Annotated in this window: 20 protein-coding genes and 1 other RNA gene; 12 read left to right on the top strand and 9 right to left on the bottom strand. The window is 58.8% G+C overall.

Features of this window, described 5'->3' with window-relative positions; genetic code table 11:
* Positions 1-102 precede the first annotated feature (102 nt).
* Complete coding sequence (gene recN / locus K5K95_RS12815; protein WP_208670039.1) at positions 103-1,776, top strand: DNA repair protein RecN; 1,674 nt, start codon at positions 103-105, stop codon at positions 1,774-1,776.
* A gap of 75 nt (positions 1,777-1,851) precedes the next feature.
* Here recN and fur read toward each other — a convergent pair whose 3' ends face one another.
* The gene (gene fur, locus K5K95_RS12810) at positions 1,852-2,256 is read right to left on the bottom strand and encodes a ferric iron uptake transcriptional regulator (protein WP_003197684.1); all 405 of its coding nucleotides are present in this window, start codon (positions 2,254-2,256) and stop codon (positions 1,852-1,854) included.
* 97 nt (positions 2,257-2,353) lie between these two features.
* Between fur and K5K95_RS12805 the strand changes: the two genes are divergently transcribed.
* The gene (locus K5K95_RS12805; RefSeq protein WP_222589733.1) at positions 2,354-2,881 is read left to right on the top strand and encodes an outer membrane protein assembly factor BamE; all 528 of its coding nucleotides are present in this window, start codon (positions 2,354-2,356) and stop codon (positions 2,879-2,881) included.
* A 60-nt stretch (positions 2,882-2,941) separates the two neighbouring features.
* On the opposite strand, the gene K5K95_RS12800 is transcribed toward K5K95_RS12805, so the two are convergent.
* The 3 genes from K5K95_RS12800 to K5K95_RS12790 are packed head-to-tail and all read right to left on the bottom strand — an operon-like array spanning position 2,942 to position 5,094.
* Complete coding sequence (locus K5K95_RS12800; protein WP_222589732.1) at positions 2,942-3,256, bottom strand: RnfH family protein; 315 nt, start codon at positions 3,254-3,256, stop codon at positions 2,942-2,944.
* Positions 3,249-3,683, bottom strand: a complete 435-nt coding sequence (locus K5K95_RS12795; RefSeq protein ID WP_222589731.1) for a type II toxin-antitoxin system RatA family toxin — start codon at positions 3,681-3,683, stop codon at positions 3,249-3,251. The genes K5K95_RS12800 and K5K95_RS12795 overlap by 8 nt, the downstream gene beginning before the upstream one ends.
* A 7-nt stretch (positions 3,684-3,690) precedes the next feature.
* Complete coding sequence (locus K5K95_RS12790) at positions 3,691-5,094, bottom strand: sodium-dependent transporter (RefSeq protein WP_222589730.1); 1,404 nt, start codon at positions 5,092-5,094, stop codon at positions 3,691-3,693.
* A gap of 118 nt (positions 5,095-5,212) precedes the next feature.
* Between K5K95_RS12790 and smpB the strand changes: the two genes are divergently transcribed.
* On the top strand, positions 5,213-5,695 hold the full coding sequence (smpB, locus tag K5K95_RS12785; RefSeq protein WP_007900551.1) for an SsrA-binding protein SmpB: 483 nt from the start codon (positions 5,213-5,215) through the stop codon (positions 5,693-5,695).
* Between the two features lie 151 nt (positions 5,696-5,846).
* Here smpB and K5K95_RS12780 read toward each other — a convergent pair whose 3' ends face one another.
* Positions 5,847-6,614, bottom strand: coding sequence for a GntR family transcriptional regulator (locus K5K95_RS12780; RefSeq protein WP_222589729.1), 768 nt, complete (start codon positions 6,612-6,614; stop codon positions 5,847-5,849).
* Between the two features lie 262 nt (positions 6,615-6,876).
* Between K5K95_RS12780 and K5K95_RS12775 the strand changes: the two genes are divergently transcribed.
* From K5K95_RS12775 to K5K95_RS12735, 9 genes are all read left to right on the top strand, one after another.
* On the top strand, positions 6,877-8,571 hold the full coding sequence (locus K5K95_RS12775) for a lactate permease LctP family transporter (protein WP_222589728.1): 1,695 nt from the start codon (positions 6,877-6,879) through the stop codon (positions 8,569-8,571).
* Between the two features lie 151 nt (positions 8,572-8,722).
* Positions 8,723-9,547: a (Fe-S)-binding protein gene (locus K5K95_RS12770; RefSeq protein WP_090175688.1), complete on the top strand. Its 825-nt coding sequence runs from the start codon at positions 8,723-8,725 to the stop codon at positions 9,545-9,547.
* Positions 9,544-10,998 (top strand): LutB/LldF family L-lactate oxidation iron-sulfur protein, encoded by a 1,455-nt coding sequence (locus K5K95_RS12765; RefSeq protein ID WP_222589727.1) that lies wholly within the window; start codon positions 9,544-9,546, stop codon positions 10,996-10,998. The genes K5K95_RS12770 and K5K95_RS12765 overlap by 4 nt, the downstream gene beginning before the upstream one ends.
* Complete coding sequence (locus K5K95_RS12760; protein WP_222589726.1) at positions 10,998-11,669, top strand: lactate utilization protein C; 672 nt, start codon at positions 10,998-11,000, stop codon at positions 11,667-11,669. Before K5K95_RS12765 ends, K5K95_RS12760 begins: the two co-directional genes overlap by 1 nt.
* Entirely contained in the window at positions 11,666-14,485 is a 2,820-nt protein-coding gene (locus tag K5K95_RS12755; protein WP_222589725.1) for an FAD-binding and (Fe-S)-binding domain-containing protein, read from the top strand. Before K5K95_RS12760 ends, K5K95_RS12755 begins: the two co-directional genes overlap by 4 nt.
* A 117-nt stretch (positions 14,486-14,602) precedes the next feature.
* On the top strand, positions 14,603-14,878 hold the full coding sequence (locus K5K95_RS12750; protein ID WP_222589724.1) for a hypothetical protein: 276 nt from the start codon (positions 14,603-14,605) through the stop codon (positions 14,876-14,878).
* A 390-nt stretch (positions 14,879-15,268) separates the two neighbouring features.
* A complete protein-coding gene (locus K5K95_RS12745) occupies positions 15,269-15,535 on the top strand; it encodes a hypothetical protein (protein WP_222589723.1) in 267 nt (88 codons plus the stop codon).
* A gap of 95 nt (positions 15,536-15,630) precedes the next feature.
* Positions 15,631-16,028, top strand: a transfer-messenger RNA (tmRNA) gene (gene ssrA, locus K5K95_RS12740).
* A 186-nt stretch (positions 16,029-16,214) separates the two neighbouring features.
* On the top strand, positions 16,215-17,471 hold the full coding sequence (locus K5K95_RS12735) for an integrase domain-containing protein (RefSeq protein WP_222589722.1): 1,257 nt from the start codon (positions 16,215-16,217) through the stop codon (positions 17,469-17,471).
* A gap of 166 nt (positions 17,472-17,637) precedes the next feature.
* Here K5K95_RS12735 and K5K95_RS33045 read toward each other — a convergent pair whose 3' ends face one another.
* The 4 genes from K5K95_RS33045 to K5K95_RS12720 are packed head-to-tail and all read right to left on the bottom strand — an operon-like array spanning position 17,638 to position 20,614.
* Positions 17,638-17,907, bottom strand: coding sequence for a hypothetical protein (locus tag K5K95_RS33045; RefSeq protein WP_261398150.1), 270 nt, complete (start codon positions 17,905-17,907; stop codon positions 17,638-17,640).
* Positions 17,904-18,884, bottom strand: a complete 981-nt coding sequence (locus K5K95_RS12730; protein ID WP_222589721.1) for an integrase domain-containing protein — start codon at positions 18,882-18,884, stop codon at positions 17,904-17,906. Before K5K95_RS12730 ends, K5K95_RS33045 begins: the two co-directional genes overlap by 4 nt.
* On the bottom strand, positions 18,868-19,221 hold the full coding sequence (locus K5K95_RS12725) for a hypothetical protein (RefSeq protein ID WP_222589720.1): 354 nt from the start codon (positions 19,219-19,221) through the stop codon (positions 18,868-18,870). Before K5K95_RS12725 ends, K5K95_RS12730 begins: the two co-directional genes overlap by 17 nt.
* Positions 19,208-20,614, bottom strand: a complete 1,407-nt coding sequence (locus K5K95_RS12720) for a YfjI family protein (RefSeq protein ID WP_222589719.1) — start codon at positions 20,612-20,614, stop codon at positions 19,208-19,210. Before K5K95_RS12720 ends, K5K95_RS12725 begins: the two co-directional genes overlap by 14 nt.
* Positions 20,615-21,460 lie beyond the last annotated feature (846 nt).

Here is a 21,460-nt window from a genome sequence, read left to right as displayed (position 1 = left end):
GGCATTTCGTCAGATCGAGCAAATCGAGCCAAGAGAGGGCATTGTCAGCCACAAATAAAACACTGTATAAATAACCAGACCTAAAGCCTGGGAGCGGCCTTTATGCTGGTGCACCTGTCCGTACATAACTACGCCATCGTTGAACACCTCGATCTCGAACTCGATCGTGGGATGAGCGTGATCACCGGTGAAACCGGTGCCGGCAAGTCGATCATGCTCGACGCCCTGGGCCTGACGCTGGGCGACCGTGCCGACAGCGGCGTGGTCCGTCCCGGTGCCGACAAGGCCGACATCCTGGCAACCTTTGACCTGGTCGACATCCCCGAAGCCAGCGCGTGGCTCGCCGAACGCGACCTCGAAAGTGACGGCCCGTGCATCCTGCGCCGGGTGATTACCGCCGAAGGACGCTCGCGAGGCTACATCAACGGCACGCCCTGCCCACTCGGCGATCTCAAAGCACTGGGCGAATTGCTGATCGACATCCACAGCCAGCACGAACACCAGTCACTGCTCAAGACCGACACTCACCGCCGCCTGCTGGACGAGTACGCCGGCGCCACCGACCTTGCCCGCCAGGTGCAACTGGCGGCTCAACGCTGGCGCCAGACCCGCCAGGAACTGGAGCGTCTCTCCAATTCCGGCGACGAGCAGCGCGCTCGCCATCAATTGCTCAGCTATCAGCTTGAAGAGCTGGAGAACCTGGGCCTCGGTGAAAACGAGCTGGAGCAACTAGAACAGGAACACAAGAACCTCACCAACGCGGAAACCCTGCTGGGCATCTGCCGGCAAGTGGTCGAACAATGCAGCGAAAGTGATTCCGGAAATGTCCTGAACGCGCTGACCGCCAGCCTCAATCGCCTGTCGAGCGTCAACAACTCGATCGGCGCACTGGGCGAAGCCAGCAGCCTGCTGACCAGCGCACAGATTCAGGTAGAAGAAGCCGTCGGCGAGCTGAACCGCTTCCTTGATAACTTCGACGCCGACCCTGCACGCCTTCAATACCTGGAAGAACGTCTCGACGCGATCTACACCATGGCGCGCAAGCACCGCATCCAGCCGACCGAGGTCGCGGAGATGCAGCAACGCTTGCTGGATGAAATCGAAACCCTGAACGCCAATGACGAGTCCATCGAACGCCTGAGCGATGAACTGGCGTCTTATGCCCGTCATTATCAGGAGAAGGCTCGGGAACTGAGCGACTTGCGTCACCAGGCGTCGAACAGCCTGGCCAGCGCCGTCGAGCAGGAAATCCAGCGACTGGGCATGCCCGGCGGACGTTTTACCATTGAGCTTCGCCCCAACAGCAGCGATGAACTGTTGCCCAACGGGCTTGAACAGGTCGAACTGCTTGTTAGCGCCAACCCCGGCCAGCCATTAAAAGCCTTGGCGAAAGTAGCGTCGGGCGGCGAGCTGTCGCGGATCAGCCTCGCGATTCAAGTGATCACTGCTCAGACCTCGCGAGTACCGACGCTGGTGTTCGACGAAGTGGACGTGGGCATCGGTGGCCCGACTGCTGAAATCGTCGGCCAGTTGCTGCGCCGGCTCGGGGAGCGCGGACAAGTGTTGACCGTGACTCACTTGCCGCAAGTGGCCGCTCAGGGTCATCAACATCTATTCGTGCACAAGGTGCGCGGCGAAGATGCCACTCACACGGCGGTTTCCAAGCTGAGCAAAAATGATCGCGTCGAAGAAGTGGCGCGAATGCTGGGAGGTATCGACCTGACCAAGGAATCCCTGGCCCACGCGAAAAAAATGGTCGTTACCGCAAAAATCTAAGAACGGCAGAAAGCACGAAGGCGACCCTGGGGTCGCCTTCGCTCGTTTCGCGAACGTGAAATTCGCGCGACTTGCTTACTTTTTCTTACGTACGTACAGCACCAGATTGTGATCAACCATCTCGAAGCCATACTTGTCGACGATGGCTTTCTGCAGGCGCTCGATTTCTTCGTCGAAGAATTCGATCACTTCGCTGGTTTCGACGTTGACCATATGGTCGTGATGCTTGCCGTCATCCAGCTCGAAGACCGCATGGCCTCCGTCGAAGTTGTGCCGCACCACAAGGCCAGCTGCCTCGAACTGAGTCAATACACGGTAAACCGTGGCCAGACCGACGTCCTCACCAGCCTCCATCAGCGCCTTGTAAACATCTTCGGCACTCATGTGGCGTTGCTCGGCGGAATCGAGCATTTGCAGAATCTTGACCCTTGGCAGGGTCACTTTGAGGCCGGCTTTGCGTAGTTCGCTATTTTCAACCATGGTCAGCTTTCTCGCGATGCTGCTTCGCAGCTTCTCTTAATGCGGGTATGATCGGCGTTTACGTTGTCCCAGCCAAGATAGTGGAAGTCGCCCACCGATGCAAAACACCAAGCTCTTGCTAACCAGTTTCACCTTTGTGGGACTGCTCGCACTCGCCGGTTGTTCATTCCCCGGGGTTTACAAAATCGACATCCAGCAGGGCAATGTCGTCACGCAGGACATGATAGACCAGTTACGCCCGGGAATGACCCGCAAGCAAGTACGGTTTATCATGGGCAACCCTCTGCTGACCGACACGTTCCATGCCGATCGCTGGGATTACCTGTATAGCCTGCAACCCGGTGGCGGTGAACGCCAACAGGAACGCATTAGCGTTATCTTCAACCCAAATGACCAGCTTGTCAGCCTCTCCGGCGATTTCATGCCGGGCGTGAGCCGCGACGAAGCCATTCTCGGCAAGGACAGCACCACGAACGTGGCCGCTCCTGTAGAAAATACCGAGAAGCCGAAACCGGAAAAACCGGTCAAGCCAGGTTCGTTGCTGGATCAGATTCAGAAGGACGTCGACGGTGTAGAAACCGTTCCAGTCCCGAGCCCAGAACCGCTGGACACCACGCCGCAATAATTTGCGACGCAATAAAAAACCCGGAAATTCCGGGTTTTTTATTGCCTAGCATTCAGTGAATTACTGATTTCGGGCTTTAGCCTCGGCGGCCTTGGCGGCGCGTAACCGGCGAACTTCCTTCGGATCAGCCAACAAGGGCCGGTAGATTTCGATGCGATCCCCAGCCTGAACTGACCGAGTGTCCGGATCAGCGATCACTTTGCCGAAGATTCCCACCGGGCAATCGGCCAAGCTCAACTCTGGAAAGGCCTCACCGATACCTGACTTCAGCAACGCCGCGCGCACTGTCGTTCCGACAGGCACCGCCACCGAGAGAAGCGCCTGTCGATCAACGGCGGCATAGACCACCTCGACATCAACCATCGACTCAACCATGCATTTGTTTGGCGCGCTGGCAGAACGCGTCCACCAGCGTATTCGCGGCCTGATTGAACAGTGGCCCCAACGTCGCGCGCACGATCGGCCCGGCGTAATCGAACGACAGGTCCAGGCTGATCTTGCAGGCCTTTTCGCCCAAGGGCTTGAACACCCAGATACCGTGTAACTGAGTGAAAGGACCTTCCTCGAGGTTCATCTCGATGGAATGGCCGGGCACCAACGTGTTTCGTGTAACGAAATGCTGACTCAAGCCACCCTTGGCCACGCCTACGCTGGCGCGCATGTGTTCAAGGCTGCTTTCCAGCACTTCGGCGGTCGAGCACCACGGCAGAAATTCCGGGTAACGCGCTACATCGTTGACCAGGTCATAAAGCGCTTGTGCCGGATAGGGCAGCAGCGCCGAACGTTGAATGTGTGTCGTCATGTCAGCGTCACTTCCACAGCTGTGCGGCAAACACTACGAGAATGCCGATGGGCGCCACATAGCGCATCAAGAACAAGGACAGGGCGAACAACGCCGGGCTGCGGATCGACAATTCGTCGCGTACCGCTTCACGCCCCATCACCCAGCCTGCAAACACCACGAAACACAAACCACCGAGTGGCAACATGATCCGCGAGGTGAAGAAGTCGATCACGCCGAAGAAGTCCAGGCCGCCGGCCGCTCCCCATTGATAGAGGTGGAACATCCCCCCTTCGTTCACGAAAAACTTGGCTTCTTTCCAGATGTTGAAGGAAAACACCGTGCCCAGGCCGACAAACCAGCAGGTAAATGCCAGCCAAAAGGTCACCCAGGCGCGACTCACCTTCGTGCGTTCAACCAGATAAGCCACCATGGGTTCAAGCAGGGAAATCGCCGAACTCCAGGCCGCCACCGCAACCAGTACGAAGAACACTACGCCCATCAACTGGCCGAACGCTACGTTACCGAACGCAAATGGCAGGCTGACGAACATCAAGCCAGGGCCTTCACTCGGGTTCAGGCCCGCGGCAAACACAATCGGAAACAATGCCAGGCCAGCCACCAGAGAAACAAAGGTGTCGAGCAGTGCCACGCCGACCACGGTGCCGGAGATCGACGAATGCTTGGGCATGTAGGCGCCGTAGATCATGATCGAACCGACGCCCACGCTCAGGGAGAAGAAGGCGTGCCCCATGGCGGGCAACAAGCCGTCGAGCACTTTTTCCGGGTGGAAGTCGAACATGAAATGCACGCCTTCCATGAAATGGCCCGTGGTCATGCTGTAGCCCAGCAGCACCAGAATCATTACAAAGAGCAGCGGCATCATGATCCGCAGACTGCGCTCAAGCCCCGCAACCACGCCTTTGGCGATGACGACCGCCGACAGCAGCATGAATATCGTGTGCCAAAGGGTCAGGCGCCAAGGGTCGGCGATCACGCCGCCAAAGTACGCGCCGACCTGATCAGGCGTAACCCCCTGGAAGTCGCCACGGCCCATGTCGATGATGTAATCCAGCGACCAGCCGCCCACCACACTATAGAAAGACAGGATCAGCAACGCCGTGACCATCCCGGCGAACGCGCCCCAGGACCACTTGCCCGAATGCCCGGCTTCCTGCGCCAGAACCTTCAGGGCGTTGGCCGGACTCTGCCGCGCGCGGCGGCCGATCAGGGTTTCGGCGAGCATGACCGGCACACCGATCAGCGCGATACAGGCCAGGAACATGAGCACGAAGGCACCGCCGCCGTAGACGCCAACCATGTACGGGAATTTCCAGATACTACCCAGGCCCACGGCCGAACCGGTCGCGGCGAGTATGAAGACCCAGCGGCTAGCCCAACTGCCGTGGACAGAAACCTTGTCTGTCGACATCGTTATCACGCCCAAGCGTTCAAAAAAGAGGCCGCATTGTCCGGGATTCAATCAACCTGCTCAAGCACGTAGCGATACCGTAGCCGACTCGCTTGCAACTCCCTATAATGCCGCCCCTATGGCTAAACAGAAGAAACACCCAACAGGGACCATCGCGCAAAACAAAAAGGCGCGACACGATTACTTCATCGAGCATAAGTTCGAGGCTGGTCTGGTCCTGGCCGGCTGGGAAGTAAAGAGTCTGCGGGCAAGCAAGCTGCAACTGGTCGACAGTTACGTGCTGCTCAAGGATGGCGAAGCCTGGTTGCTCGGCAGTCACATCACACCGTTGATGACCGCCAGCACCCACGTCATCGCCGACCCGACCCGCACCCGAAAATTGCTGCTCAACCGCCGCGAGCTGGAAAAGCTGGCCGCCGCCGTGCAGCAAAAAGGTTATGCCTGCGTGTGCCTGTCCTGGTACTGGAGCAAGCACATGGTCAAGTGCGAGATCGCACTGGGCAAGGGCAAGAAGGAATACGACAAGCGTGATACCGAACGCGAGCGCGACGCCGGTCGTGAATTGCAGCGTGCGGTGCGCAACAAGGGCAAGGAAGACTGATTCTTTCGCCTTGAGAACGCTCTCGTCGGATACCTGATCGTTCCCACGCTCCGCGTGGGCATGCATCCCGTGACGCTCCGCGTCACAAAGCGGACGCAGAGCGTCCATTGCTGCATTCCCACGCAGAGCGTGGGAACGATCACTCCACTGACTACATCCCCTTGCGCCGCTCCGCCCGAGCCATGCGCTGTACTTCCTGACGCACCTCTTCCAGCACTTCCTGCACATACAGGATGTGTCGGCTGGAGATTTCCCGCGCCTGCTCCGCCCGTCCTTCGATAATCGCCAGGTACAACTCCCGGTGCTGAGTGATCAGCATGTCGCGGGTTTCCGTGCGCTGCTTGTACATGCCACCGATGTTGGTCACTACGTTGCGCCGGAGCAGATCAAACAGCCCGCGAATGGTGTGCAGCAGCACCGCGTTATGGCTGGCTTCGGCAATGGCCAGGTGAAATTTTGCGTCCGCCGCGCCCTCCTCCGCCCGGCTCACCTCGTCGTGACGCGTGTAGCAGTCCTGCAATTCGTTGAAGGCCGCCGTCAGTCGCTCGCGATCCACATCGGTGGCGCGCAATGCCGCGTAATAGGCGCAGGACGCTTCCAGCGTATGGCGAAACTCCAGCAGATCTCGCTGAGCTTCGGGATTGCTTTCCAGCAGATGCAGCAGCGGATCGCTGAAGGTCGACCCCAGCGACTCCACCACATAATTGCCGCCACCCTGACGACTGACCAGCAAGCCCTTTGCCGCCAGTTTCTGAATCGCCTCGCGCAGCGAAGGGCGTGACACGCCGAACTGCTCGGCCAACGCGCGCTCGGCCGGCAAGCGTTCACCGGATTTCAACGTGCCTTCGAGAATCATCCCCTCGAGCCGCTCGACAATATCGTCAGACAAACGGCGCTGACGAATCTGATCAAACCCCATAACTCAATTCTCCACGGTCCCGACGGCTCGCCGGGCTCTCTATTCTGGCCTATCGGCGCTGTGCCAGCACCTACCAGACGGCATTTGTTAAGACAGATCAAGCACACGGCCATGGGCTTATTCGACAAAAGTTTTAGGGCGGCAAATTGACACACCGCCTCCAACGCTTTTACCCTAGCCAACAGCGATTGTAAATTGGTATTACCAATTATCCAAGAACGCTGACCAGTGCCTGACCAACAACAATTAGGGGCCACCCCATATGCAAACCTGGCAACAGCTCTATACCCCGCTCGGCAGCCTCGGCGTCTCTGCGCTCGCGGCCGTTATTCCCATCGTGTTTTTCTTTTTGGCATTGGCCGTGTTCCGGCTCAAAGGGCACGTGGCGGGCAGCATCACGCTGGCCTTGTCCATCGCCGTCGCCATCTTCGCTTTCAAGATGCCGGTCGACATGGCCTTCGCCGCCGCAGGCTATGGCTTTGCCTACGGACTGTGGCCCATTGCGTGGATCATCGTCGCGGCGGTGTTCCTCTACAAACTGACGGTCAAGAGTGGCCAGTTCGAAGTGATCCGCAGCTCCGTGCTGTCGATCACCGATGACCAGCGCTTGCAGGTTCTGTTGATCGGCTTCTGCTTCGGCGCGTTCCTGGAAGGGGCCGCCGGTTTCGGTGCTCCGGTCGCGATTACCGCCGCCCTGCTGGTAGGGCTGGGCTTCAACCCGCTGTACGCAGCCGGCCTGTGCCTGATCGCCAACACCGCGCCAGTCGCTTTCGGTGCCTTGGGTATTCCGATCATCGTCGCCGGGCAAGTGACCGGCATCGACGCGTTCAAGATCGGCGCCATGACCGGCCGCCAGCTGCCGCTGTTGTCGCTGTTCGTGCCGTTCTGGCTGGTGTTCATGATGGACGGCATGCGTGGCGTGCGGGAAACCTGGCCGGCCGCGCTGGTGGCGGGTCTGAGCTTTGCCATCACCCAATACTTCACGTCGAACTTCATCGGCCCCGAGTTGCCGGACATCACCTCGGCGCTGGTCAGCCTGATTTCCCTGACGCTGTTCCTGAAAGTCTGGCAGCCAAAACGCGCCGCAGGCCAACATATCGCCGGTGCCGTCTCGGCCTCCGTGGTGACGGCCAGCGCTGGCGGTTTCGGCCAGCCACGCACCACCGTGGCTTCGCCTTTCAGCTTCGGTGAAATTTTCAAAGCCTGGTCGCCGTTCCTGATCCTCACCGTTCTGGTCACCATCTGGACCCTCAAACCGTTCAAGGCAATGTTTGCCGCCGGCGGCTCGATGTACAGCTGGGTGTTCAACTTCGCCATCCCGCACCTGGACCAAATGGTGATCAAGGTCGCGCCGATCGTGACGGCACCGACCGCCATTCCAGCGGTGTTCAAACTCGATCCGATTTCCGCGACCGGCACGGCGATTTTCTTCTCCGCGCTGATCTCGATGCTGGTGCTGAAGATCAATATCAAAACTGGTCTGACCACTTTGAGAGAGACCTTCTACGAGCTGCGCTGGCCGATTCTGTCGATCGGTATGGTGTTGGCCTTTGCCTTCGTCACCAACTACTCAGGCATGTCGTCGACCATGGCCCTGGTACTGGCCGGCACCGGCGCCGCGTTCCCGTTCTTCTCGCCGTTCCTTGGCTGGCTGGGCGTATTCCTGACCGGTTCCGATACCTCGTCCAACGCGCTGTTCAGTTCGTTGCAAGCGACCACCGCACACCAGATCGGCGTCAACGATGTGCTGCTGGTGGCGGCCAACACCAGTGGTGGCGTGACCGGCAAGATGATCTCGCCGCAATCGATCGCCGTGGCCTGCGCCGCGACCGGTCTGGTGGGCAAGGAATCGGACCTGTTCCGCTTCACCCTCAAGCACAGCCTTTTCTTCGCAACCATCGTCGGCTTGATCACCCTGGCTCAGGCCTACTGGTTCACCGGCATGCTGGTGCACTAAGACCTGCACGGCAAAACGCAAAAACCGACGCCGGACCACGACTCCGGCGTCAGCAATTCACCACCCGGTCTGTAAGGCTGCTGAAAGCTTGCCTCTCTATATTCAGCAGCCTCAGCGGACGGATAACCGGGCCCACCCGGAGACACGCCTGATGAGCGAGCTTTTTTACAACGCCGTGCCGAACGCGACTCGTGTCGCCCCGCCACTGCCCGAGCCTCGGCAATACCCCAGCGAAAAACCGTCCCGGGTCTACCTGTTCGGGACTTGCGTGGTGGATTTGTTCTACCCCGAAGCCGGGATGGACGCGATTCACTTGCTGGAGCGCGAAGGCATTCGTGTCGAGTACCCGCAAGGGCAAAGCTGCTGCGGACAACCGGCCTACACCTCCGGTTACACCGAGCAGGCCCGGACCGTGGCGCGCTCGCAACTGGCGTTGTTCGCCGGGGATTATCCGGTGGTGGTGCCTTCAGGTTCTTGTGCCGGGATGTTGCGCGAACACTATGCCGACTTGTTCAAGGACGAGCCGCAGACGTTGAAACAGGTTCAGGCGCTGGCCGCCCGGACTTACGAGTTGGCCGAGTTCCTGTTGTTTGTCTGCAAGGTGCAGCTCAAGGACAGCGGCAAACCGGTGAAAGTAGCGTTGCACACGTCGTGCTCGGCGCGCCGTGAAATGAACACCCACCTGCACGGTCGCGAGTTGTTGGCGCAATTGAGCAACGTGGAGCGGGTCAATCACGATCACGAAAGCGAATGTTGTGGCTTCGGCGGGACGTTCAGCGTCCGTATGCCAGACATTTCCGGCGCGATGGTGGCTGACAAGACCCGGTCGTTGAAGGAATCCGGCGCACACAAGGTACTGAGTGCCGATTGCGGTTGCCTGATGAACATCAACGGCTCGCTGGAGAAACAGCAGGAAGCGTTGCGCGGCCAACACCTGGCCAGTTTCCTCTGGCAGCGAACCGGAGGTGCTCAATGAACGCCTCTGCGATTATTCCTACGGTTGCCGTGGAAGAAGATTTTCGCGTCCGGGCTCACAAGGCTTTGGACGACAAGCAATTGCGAAACAACTTTCGCACTGCGATGGATTCCCTGATGACCAAACGGGCAGCGTCCTTCAGCGATGCCCACGAAAGAGAACATTTGCGCGCGCTGGGCAATGCTGTCCGCGCCCGTGCGTTATCCAGGTTGCCCGACCTGCTCGAGCAGCTTGAACAGAACCTGACCCGCAACGGTGTGACAGTGCACTGGGCGGAAACGGTGGACGAAGCCAATGGCATCGTCCTCTCGATCATCCGCGCTCACGAGGGGCGGCAAGTGATCAAGGGCAAATCGATGGTCAGCGAAGAGATGGAGATGAATCACTTCCTCGCTGAACAGGGCATTGAATGCCTGGAATCGGACATGGGCGAGTACATCGTCCAGCTCGACCACGAGAAGCCTTCACACATTATTATGCCGGCGATCCACAAGAACGCCGGTCAGGTCGCGTCCTTGTTCCACGACAAACTTGGCGTGGAATACACCAAGGACGTTGACCAACTCATTCAGATCGGTCGCAAAGTCTTGCGGCAGAAATTCTTCGAAGCGGACATCGGCGTCTCCGGCGTCAACTTCGCCGTGGCCGAAACCGGCACCCTGCTGCTGGTGGAAAACGAAGGCAACGGTCGCATGACCACCACCGTGCCGCCGGTTCACATCGCCGTCACCGGCATCGAAAAAGTCGTGGAAAACCTGCGCGATGTGGTGCCGCTGTTGTCGCTGCTGACCCGCTCGGCCCTCGGCCAGCCGATCACCACCTACGTCAACATGATCTCCGGCCCGCGCAAGGCACATGAACTCGACGGCCCCCAGGAAGTACATCTGGTGCTGCTCGACAACGGTCGTAGCCAGGCTTTCGCCGACAGCGAATTGCGCCAGACCCTGAACTGCATCCGCTGCGGCGCGTGTATGAATCATTGCCCGGTCTACACTCGAATCGGTGGCCACGCCTACGGCGAGGTTTACCCGGGACCTATCGGAAAAATCATCACCCCGCACATGGTTGGCCTGGCGAAAGTCCCGGACCACCCAAGCGCGTCGTCGCTGTGTGGCGCTTGCGGCGAAGTCTGCCCGGTAAAAATTCCTATCCCTGCATTGCTGCGGCGCCTACGCGAAGAGAACGTCAAAGCCCCGGACAGCCCGCATCAAGTCATGCGCGGCCAGGGCAGCAAGTATTCACGCAAGGAACGCTTTATCTGGAACGCCTGGGCCAAACTCAACAGCTCGCCAACGCTGTATCGTTTGTTCGGCTTCTTTGCCACGCGCCTGCGTGCGCTCGCGCCTAGCAACGTTGGCCCGTGGACGCAAAACCACAGCGCGCCGAAACCCGCCGCCCGCTCACTGCATGACATGGCTCGCGAGCATTTGGCCAAACAGGGAGATCGTTGATGAGCGCCAAGCAAAACATCCTCGCCAAGTTGCGCAATAGTCTGACCGGCACCACGCCGGTGCCCGACGATTTCGACGTCGAACTGGTGACAGCGCCCTACACCTACACCGCCGAGCAACGCATCCCGCAACTGCGCAAATTGATGGAAGCGGTGCACACCGAAATCCACCTGACGTCCGGTGAAGGCTGGCCTGCGTTGCTTGCTCAGTTGTTGCGGGATCGTCAATTGCCGAGCCTGTTGATCGCACCGACGACGCCTCACGGCCAACGTGTCACTCAGCACTGGGCGAAAAATCAGGAGCTGCCGACGCTCAAGTCCTACGACCGCCCGGTTGAAGAATGGAAAACCGAGCTGTTCAACGACACACCGGCCAGCCTGACCACCACCCTCGGCGCCATCGCCGCCACGGGCAGCCTGATTCTCTGGCCGACGCGCGAAGAGCCACGCCTGATGAGCCTGGTGCCACCGGTGCATTTCGCCCTGCTCAAGGCCAGCGAAATCCGCGATAACTTCTATCAGGTGCAACAGGAATTCGAATGGGCCCAAGGCATGCCGACCAATGCGTTGCTGGTATCCGGCCCGTCGAAAACCGCGGACATCGAGCAAGTCCTGGCCTATGGCGCACATGGTCCCAAAGACCTGGTGGTTTTGATTCTGGAGGACCAATGAGTCTACCGGCGGCTTTCCTGCGAGATGCGCAGCAACTGATCCCTCAGGCACGGCGTTTCGACGACCCGCTGTCGACTTTGGCCTTCGGCACCGACGCCAGTTTCTATCGGCTGATTCCGAAACTGGTGATCCGCGTCGAGTCCGAAGACGAAGTGGTGGCGCTGTTGAAACTGGCCCAGCGCGATCACGTCCCCGTGACCTTCCGCGCCGCCGGTACCAGCCTGTCCGGCCAGGCCATCAGCGATTCGGTGTTGATCGTACTGGGGGATAACTGGAACGGTCGCGAGATTCGTGACCAAGGCATGCAAATCCGCCTGCAACCGGGCGTGATCGGCGCGCAGGCCAACGCGTGGCTGGCCCCGTTCGGCCGCAAGATCGGCCCGGACCCGGCGTCGATCAACGCCTGCAAAATCGGCGGCATCGTCGCCAACAACGCCAGCGGCATGTGCTGCGGCACGGCGCAAAACACTTACCACACGCTGGCCGGTATTCGTCTGGTGCTCGCCGATGGCAGCCGTCTCGATACAGAAGATGCAGCGAGTGTTGCCGCGTTTCGCCAAAGTCATGCCGCCCTGTTGGACCGCCTGGCGACATTGGGCCGCGAGACCCGCGCCAATGCCGAACTGGCTGCGCGAATCCGCCACAAATACCGTCTGAAAAATACCACCGGACTGTCGCTCAATGCGCTGGTGGATTTCGACGAGCCTGTGGATATCTTGAGCCACTTGCTGGTCGGCTCCGAAGGCACGCTTGGTTTCATCAGCGCCGTGACCTACGACACGGTCATCGACCACCCGAACAAAGCCTCGGCGCTGATCGTGTTCCCGGATGTGGAAACCTGCTGCAACGCTGTCACCGTGCTGAAAAGCCAACCGGTGTCCGCGGTGGAGCTGCTCGATCGTCGCAGCCTGCGCTCGGTGCAGGACAAGCCCGGCATGCCGGCTTTCGTACAACAGCTGTCGAACAATGCCTGCGCGCTGCTGATTGAATCCCGCGCGGCATCGTCCACTTTGCTGCAGGAACAATTGGCACAGATCATGGCGTCGCTGGCTTCGTTCCCTGTGGAAAAACAGGTCGACTTCACCGAAGACCCGGTCGAGAACGCCCGGCTCTGGGCGATCCGCAAAGACACCTTCCCCGCCGTCGGCGCGGTGCGCAAAACCGGCACCACGGTGATCATCGAAGACGTGACCTTCCCGGTGGAACAACTGGCAATCGGCGTGAACCGCCTGATCGAGTTGTTCGATAAACATCACTACGACGAAGCGATCCTTTTCGGACACGCGCTGGAAGGTAATCTGCACTTCGTCTTCACCCAAGGCTTCAACAACCCGGACGAAGTCGCACGCTACCAGGCGTTCATGGACGACGTGGCGCAGTTGGTGGCGGTGGAATTCGGCGGCTCGCTGAAGGCCGAACATGGCACCGGTCGCAACATGGCGCCGTTCGTTGAGCTGGAATGGGGCAGCGACGCCTATCAACTGATGTGGCAGCTCAAACGCCTGCTCGACCCCAACGGCATCCTCAACCCGGACGTGGTGCTCAGCGAAGATCCGCAGATCCACCTCAAGCACCTGAAACCTCTGCCGGCCGCCGACGAGATTGTCGATAAGTGCATCGAGTGCGGCTTCTGCGAACCGGTCTGCCCATCGAAAGGCCTGACCCTGAGCCCGCGCCAGCGCATCGTGATCTGGCGGGATATCCAGGCGAAGAAACGCGCAGGCGTCGACACTTCCGAGCTTGAAGCCGCCTATGAATATCAAGGCATCGACACCTGCGCCGCCACCGGCCTGTGCGCGCAACGCTGCCCTGTAGGCATCAATACCGGCGAGCTGGTGAAAAAGCTCCGCGCCCGCAACGCGACGCATACGAAAACCGCCAACTGGCTTGAAGGAAATTTCGCCACCGCACTGCAAGGTGCTCGCTTCACCCTGCACGTGGCCAACGGTGCGCGGATGCTGCTGGGCGCACCACGCCTGGCGAAGCTGTCGGCGACGTTGACGAAGTTGTCCAAGGGCCAGGTCCCGCAATGGACCAACGCGATGCCGCAACCGGAAAAAGCTATTCGCTTCAGCCCGATCGTGTCGGACGAGCGTCCTCGGGTGGTGTATCTCGCCGCCTGTGTCTCGCGGGTCATGGGCCCGGCGGCGGGTGATAAAGAGCAGATGTCGCTGTACGACAAAACCCGTGGGTTGCTGGAAAAGGCCGGCTATCAAGTGGTCTTCCCGGACAATCAGGACAGCCTCTGCTGCGGTCAGCCGTTTGCCTCCAAGGGTTATGCCGAACAGGCCGAACACAAACGCCAGGAACTGATCGGCGCGTTGCTGCATGCCAGTCGCGGCGGACTCGATCCGATCTATTGCGACACCAGTCCGTGTACGTTACGGCTGGTTCAGGACCTGGGCGATGTGCGCCTGGACCTGTACGACCCGGTGCGTTTTATCCGTACGCACTTGATGGATCGGCTCGACTTCACACCGCAGGAGGCGCCTATTGCAGTGCACGTCACCTGCAGCACCCAGCACCTTGGCGAGAGCCAGGCGCTGATTGATCTGGCGCGTAAATGCAGTAAAAACGTGGTCATTCCCGAAGGCATTCATTGCTGCGGTTTTGCGGGGGATAAGGGCTTCACGACGCCAGAACTGAACGCACACTCGTTGCGCACGCTCAAGGATGCGGTGCAGCAGTGCAGCGAGGGGATTTCGACCAGCCGCACCTGTGAAATCGGGCTGACGCAACACGGCGGAATTGACTACCACGGGCTAGTCTATCTGGTGGATCGGGTAACGCAGGCCAGGGTCATGCAAGAAAGATAGAACCCTGATGCGCTGCCGTAGTCCACCCAATAAGCCCGGACGACCGGGCTTTACCTAAACTCGGCAGCCCGTCCTGATGGCCAGCGATGCCTGGACCCTCAGTTCAAGGAGATACACATGAAACGTTCTGTACTGTTAGGTCTGTTCGTTACTGCCTCACTGATGGCGTCCACCTCGTTTGCCGCTGAAAAAGACCAATGTGCGGTCAACTTGCAAACCATCGAAGATGCCCAAGCGCAGATTCCTCAAGAGATGGCTGATCAGGTAGCGGATAGCGTCAAGCAAGCCAAAGCCGATCATGCAAAAGGCACCAAGAAAGGGATTGATGATTGCGTCGCCGAGACCAACCAGACCATCCAGGACCTTAAGAACGCGAACAAAGGCGGGAAGTAAACCAGCAGGAGGTCAACCTTCGGGTTGGCTTGCTGGGCCCCCGGCACCATCCAGTACGAAGCAAGACGACAAAACCCGCCATTTGCGGGTTTTGTTGCATCTGGGACTTGGTCAGGCGTGCACCGCCAGCGTCGCCATGAAAACTTCCCCCACGCCCGAGTCCCGGGGTCCATCGGAGCGAGAGTCCGCTAGAGGTCACCCGTGAAAAGAAGCGATATCCCCTCTGCTTCTATCAAACAATTTTTTCATAGCCACTCTGCTAAAACCGAATTACTGCGTTCCGCCGCAGTCTTTTATGTAGGCCCCATCAATCGTGATTAATTTTTCCAACCTCGGCCGAGCCGCTCGTTCACACGGCAGCACCGAGACCATCAGGTAAAGGAGATATCCATGAAACGTACCGCACTCGCTGGCCTGTTGATTTCTGCTGCAATGTTGGCCTCTCCCGTATTTGCTGCGGACAACAGCCTTTGCACGAGCAAGGTGCAAGAGCTCGAAAATAAAGTCAGCTCACTGCCGCCGACCTCTACAAACACCACAATGGAGGTCAAAAGGCTGCTGGCCAGCGCCAAAGCGTCACAAGCCTCCAAGGACGACAAAAAATGCGTCACCGAGGCCACCCAGGGATTGTCACTCGCCAACCAGGTCACCCCGTAACGTGCGATGGACAACCTTCGGGTTGGCCTTCTGAGCCGCGTTGGCGTACACTACGCGTGCTTGTTGCTCACTTTGATTCACAGAGCAACAGGCTCGGGGCCGTTTAGGATTCGACGCCGGTTGCGAAACTTTAGGTGCATGCCGAGTTGGTAACAGAACTCGTAAATCCACTGTTGCAACTACTTATAGTTGCCAATGACGAAACCTACGGCCAGGAATTCTCTCTCGCTGCGTAAGCAGCTTTAGATCCTGAGCTTCTGGTACCTTCGGGTCCAGCAATCACCAGGGGATGTCTGTAAACCCAAAGTGATTGTCATATAGAACAGAATCGCCGTGCAGTACGTTGTGGACGAAGCGGCTAAAACTTACACAACTCGCCCAAAGCACCCTGCCCTTCGGGTCGCTGAGGGTTAACTTAATAGAAACGGCTACGCATGTAGTACCGACAGCGGAGTACTGGCGGACGGGGGTTCAAATCCCCCCGGCTCCACCATTTCATCATCTAAAGACGTCCACGGACGTCTTTTTTTGTGCCTGAAATCCAGTGAATACAGGGGTTTCAGCGCTTATGGGGGCTTTGCAGGGTTTCTGAGTTCCAGGCGCTTTGGCATCCCAGGTGGTATCCCGGACTGCCAAATGCTATTTTCAGGATACCAAAACGGTGCTGGAGGTAGCCCTCATGCCTACTAACGCAACCCGCCTCTCCGATCGCCAGCTCAAGGCAATCAAGGCAACTGGTAAAGACTTCGTCCTCAGCGACGGCGATGGCTTGCAGCTTCGAGTACGCGCCAGCGGCTCGATGATGTGGAATTTCAATTACCGCGAGCCGTTGACCAGAAGCCGTATCAACATGGCGCTTGGTCCATACCCTGACCTCTCGCTAGCCAACGCCCGGAAGAAAGCCGCAGAGGCGCGTGAGTTGCTTGCTTTGGGCACTGATCCCAAAACCCAGCGTGATGAGGTAAGGCAAGCCAAACTTGCTGAGACTGAACACACTTTCGAGAAGGTGGCCACTGCCTGGTTCGAGCTGAAGAAAGACTCCGTAACCAAAGCCTACGCCGAAGACATTTGGAGATCGCTGACGCTCCATGTTTTCCCAAGCATGAAAACAACGCCGCTCTCTCAAATCACTGCTCCGATGGTTATCAAGATCCTTCGCCCAATCGAGGCCAAAGGAAGCCTCGAAACCGTCAAACGATTGAGCCAACGACTCAACGAGATCATGACCTACGGGGTCAACTCCGGGCTGATTTTTGCGAACCCCCTCAATGGAATTCGGGCGGTGTTCAAGAAACCTAAAAAAGAGAACATGGCTGCGCTACCACCTGAGGAGCTTCCCGAGCTCATGATGGAAATCGCGAACGCAAGTATCAAGCGCACGACCCGCTGCCTGATCGAATGGCAGTTGCACACGATGACCCGCCCTGCCGAAGCAGCCACCACACGATGGGCAGATATCGACTTCGACAAGCGCATTTGGACCATTCCGCCAGAGCGCATGAAAAAGCGTCGGCCGCACACAATCCCTCTTACCGATCAGGCAATTTCGTTACTGGAGACGCTCAAGCAACTCAGCGGTAACAGAGAATACGTGTTCCCCTCAGATAGAAATCCCCGCACCCATGCCAATAGCCAGACCGCCAACATGGCATTGAAGCGCATGGGCTTTCAGGACCGTCTAGTCAGCCACGGCTTGCGCTCGATGGCGAGCACCATCCTGAATGAGCATGGCTGGGATCCGGAGCTGATCGAGGTCGCGCTGGCGCATGTCGACAAGGACGAAGTTCGTAGCGCCTACAACCGGACGGATTACATCGAACGCCGGCGTCCGATGATGGCTTGGTGGAGTGAACATATCCAGAAGGCGGCCACCGGCAGCCTGTCGGCATCGGCCATCAATCAAACCAGGGACCGCAACGTCGTACCGATTCGCTGAGCATCTAAGGTACGCAACGCCGGCTACAATCCGTGTCGTGCAGCAGGGCGAAAGGAGTGACGACTGTCGCTAAATCGCTGGTATGCCTGCGCCTCTTCAGCCAAGCCCCTGAGTATGGGAAGGCTCCGCATTCCCATACTCAGGGGCTCACGCTTAAAAACGTCTATCAGACAACCACGAGTAGCGCCTTTCTGCGACGGATCAATCCTGCTGTTAACGCATAGTAATAGACGGTCGCGGGCGCTGAGCAACTCAGATAGTGCTCAAAAAACCATCTCACATGTTTTTCCCTCCAAGACCAAGGAGTCGCGCAACCCCAGCGCTCACGAAGCACCTCGTGCATCCTTTCTGCTTGCCTGATGTGCCGCTGTCGCGTGGCATGCGCACCTTTGAGCACGGGGCTCAGAAACAACGCTATATCGAACTCGGACTTCATCGCCGGCCTCCGATGTAGGCACTCACCACATCAATGCGGTTATGTCCCAACTCATGACTGATCTGCTGTCGTGCACGCTGATCGAGTTGACGATCTTCTCTATAACCACGACCGCCATTGATGGGTGCAGGGAAGCCGGTCAGTTGCTCATAGCGCTCACAGGCGTACGCCGCACGCAGTTCATGAAAGCCTTTCAGACCCTGCTCATGCAGGAGGTCCCGTGCCGGCCGCACGACTTTTTGTATGAAGTCTTTGTAGCTTTCATCGGGTGCCAACAAATTTCGACTGCCACTGGGTAACGCCTCGCAGGCCCTAGCCAGAGCATCGCGAACTTGATCCGTGACCACGATCCAACGCGGTGCCGATGCGCCTGACCGACCACCCTTGGTACCATCCTGGATGTTGATCTTGCCCAGTTGCCGAGCTTCACGTTGCAGTCGGAGCAGATCCGCCAAGATTGCCTCACGCAAACGCATGCCGGTCTCCCGGGCCAAGTGCACAATTGCGGTCACTCGTTGCTGGCCTCTCTCTGACAGCGCTTGCGCAATCAGCCCGACCTGCCCACGGTCTTGGCCTTGCGGCGCCTCACTACGAACGCTTGAACGCTGCAAGCCAAGCGCCTTACTTGGACTGGAGATTTTGACGTACTGATCACCGCGCAGCGCGGCTATGGTTCGGTTCACACTGGACAGGCGATTCTGCGCGGTGGCGATGCCGACGTTGCCCTGATTAACCTGCTCGCGCACGTGGGCGGCGTACCGCATGAGGATCTCGCGGTCGATCTGTCGCGCGTCATTGAGCCTCGGTCCTTCTTCGGTTCGACACCATTGCACGAAGGCCTGCCAGCGATCGCTATGGGCTTTGACGGTACCAAAATGGCCATCGCCAAACAGTTCTTTCAGGGCTTGCGGTCCGGCATAGCTGAGCTGGCGACCGAAACCAAAATTGCGCCCAGCTCGCTTACCGACCCGAGCCATTTTTCTGCTCCTGATTGACTGCAGCAAGATCATGTAAAAGGGCTCGCCAGTGCGCGCTCACGATGGCGAGCTGAGCCCAATCAGTCGGGCGAAAACACAGCGTGTTGTCGGTGACATAGAGATGCGCGCCCTCCTCTTTCAAGCATTGGATGATGGCTGTCGTCGAGGTGATAGCTTTACGGGTGGTGGCGACATCGGCGACAGCGGCGACAACCCTTGTCCTGCCTGGCTTTGAGCGTGGCGACAAAGTGGCGACAGTCGCGGCGACAAACCGCGCTTTCGGCTCCTTTTGGCGCTGAGCCAGATGGTTGCGCAGCGCCTCATCAAGATTGAACATGGCGCACCTCGAAGGTATTCCCGTCGGTGATCAGCCACTGATGATCAATCAACTCGACCAGCAGCTTAGCGGCATGACGGCTGCTCTTACGGGCAAAGCGGGGACCGTTGCGATTCAGCTCTCGAATACTGAAGCGCTTCCAATCTTTGATCTTGAGCCAGCGCAGCAGCCGGTCCGCCTCTTCCTTTACCCGGCACACCGGTTCCTGTTCAGTCAGGCGCTGGATCTCGTTGAGGTAGTAGCCGATTAAAGCGGAGGCTCGTTGGATATGATCGACCTCCACGACACTGCTCTCCTCCACCACGGCCAAAATGCCAGCGACGCGCAGCAGGTTGTCGGCGGCTTTCGATCCGCTAGGCCGCACGCTGGCCAGCTCCCCAAATTCACCCAACTGGGCTTCGATGGCGTCATGCAAATCAATCCAGCGACGACGGGACAATGGACTGAGGTTCAACGGTGATAGCTGGAGAGCACCGTCAGCGGAAAGTGACCAAGGCTGATGAAACAGGGCCGAAAGGCGTTGGTGATATCGCTTTAGTGCGGCGTCTTTGGACAAGTCGACAGCCTGGTAGCTGCGTTGTCCAGCCAGACTCGTGGGCCAGGTCATCAGACAGCGACCGAGGATGCCTTGCCCTTGCAGCAACGGATCACTGAGTAACTGCATGGCCAAGTACGGTTGCAGCATCAGGTGCAGGCTCACGCGCCGATCGTAGGCTCGTAGGCTTTCACCGACCATGGAGCGAGCACGATCAATCGGGCTCCCGTCCCAGAGTGACGACAAGGTCGTGATCGCTTTCAAACGGTTATCGCGACTCATGGTGCTGCTACCGAGGAATTGTCCGCCCTCATCACAGAACAGCCCCATGCTGGGCAAGTCATGACAGAGCCCCTTAATTAAGGCCTCGATAGTCGGGTCTGTGGTGATCAGCCGAGGTGCAGAGGGCTCCGCTTCGAGCTGCACGTCATTTGCGGAGTCGGGGTCGGCAGGATTGATACGCTGCGCCTGTCGCTGTGCGGCGCGGTACCGGGAGAGCTGTTCGCGGTAGCGCTGCCACTGTTCACGCTCCCATTGTCGTGCTGGCAGCAATGCAAACCTGTCTGCGGCGGTCTTGCGATCACCTGACGCGGCCACCGTGATCAGGTACAGCGACAAGGGGTAATTTCTTCCGTCGAGGTGTAAGCCTGCATGACCTTGAGTGGCCAGCGCTGAGGCAGCCAAGACCGATTGTGCTGCCAGTGCTTGAGGCACGCCGATCACCTCGGCCATGCGCTCGACCGCGGGACCAAGAATGCCCCCCAACGCCTGCACCGGATAAGGTTCGGCCTCCGGATTCGACTCGATTAACGGTCGAGGGGATCGTGGTAGTTCAAGCTTCGGATCTAACTGCTGCATGGGCCCTCTCCTCGGTGATTGCTGGTTGTCCTCACGTACTCCCGCCACAGCTGTTGAGTGTTATCAGGGATCAAGGCCCCTGCGACCTGTGAGGTGTTCACTGACGCGGAACGAACGGCTCCTTACGACCGGGAGCGAGGGCATGACCCCATGAACTTGGCCTCCTTAGCGCATCCGAAGATGCGGGCGGGCAGAGGCAGTGCCGACTGACGAGTTCGGCACCTACAGATCCTGGGTGGGAGAAGGCAAAGACCTGGACACCTGGGGCATGCCTGACTGTCAGTCAGGTGCAGCCTCTCCATGGGCTGCGGCACCGGCGCCTGTGTCGTTGCGGATAGCGACGAATCGGAGTTGTCAGGTCGATTGTCACGAGGAGAGTTGCGGCAATGCCCTGTACGACGTGGCTTGCAGCAGTGGTACGAGCGCCCGTCTCTTTCCAGGAGAAAGAGACGGGCGCGGATTGGCGCAGCTGAGTGTGCCGAAGGGTGAGGTTGCTGCAGCGCAGCAGGGAAGTCCATCGTCTGCCGCAGTGGGCAGATTAAGTCGAGTAGGCATCCATCACTCTTGGGGAGTGACCGTGCGAGCCGCCGGACGCTAATCGCACTTCGGGAGATCCACCACGCAAGTGGCGTAGCCTTAAAGGTTCTGGCTACCTGGGCTGGTGCTGTCAACGACAGCGATCCGTGCGCCAATTTTTATACCCACTCGAAAAGACGGTCAAGCATTCCGGGCATTAGGGGGCAAGAAGTGGCGACTGTCGCCACTTTTGTCGCCACGCTCCAGGGCACATCCGACGTGGGTTGTCGCCGATGTCGCCAGTGTCGCCAATTCTCTAGCCATGGCCCA

The sequence above is a fragment of the Pseudomonas sp. DR48 genome (assembly GCF_019823085.1).
Taxonomy (GTDB): Bacteria; Pseudomonadota; Gammaproteobacteria; order Pseudomonadales; family Pseudomonadaceae; genus Aquipseudomonas.
The sequence above is the reverse complement of the archived record's forward strand: the minus strand, read 5'-3'. Positions and strand labels throughout refer to the sequence as shown.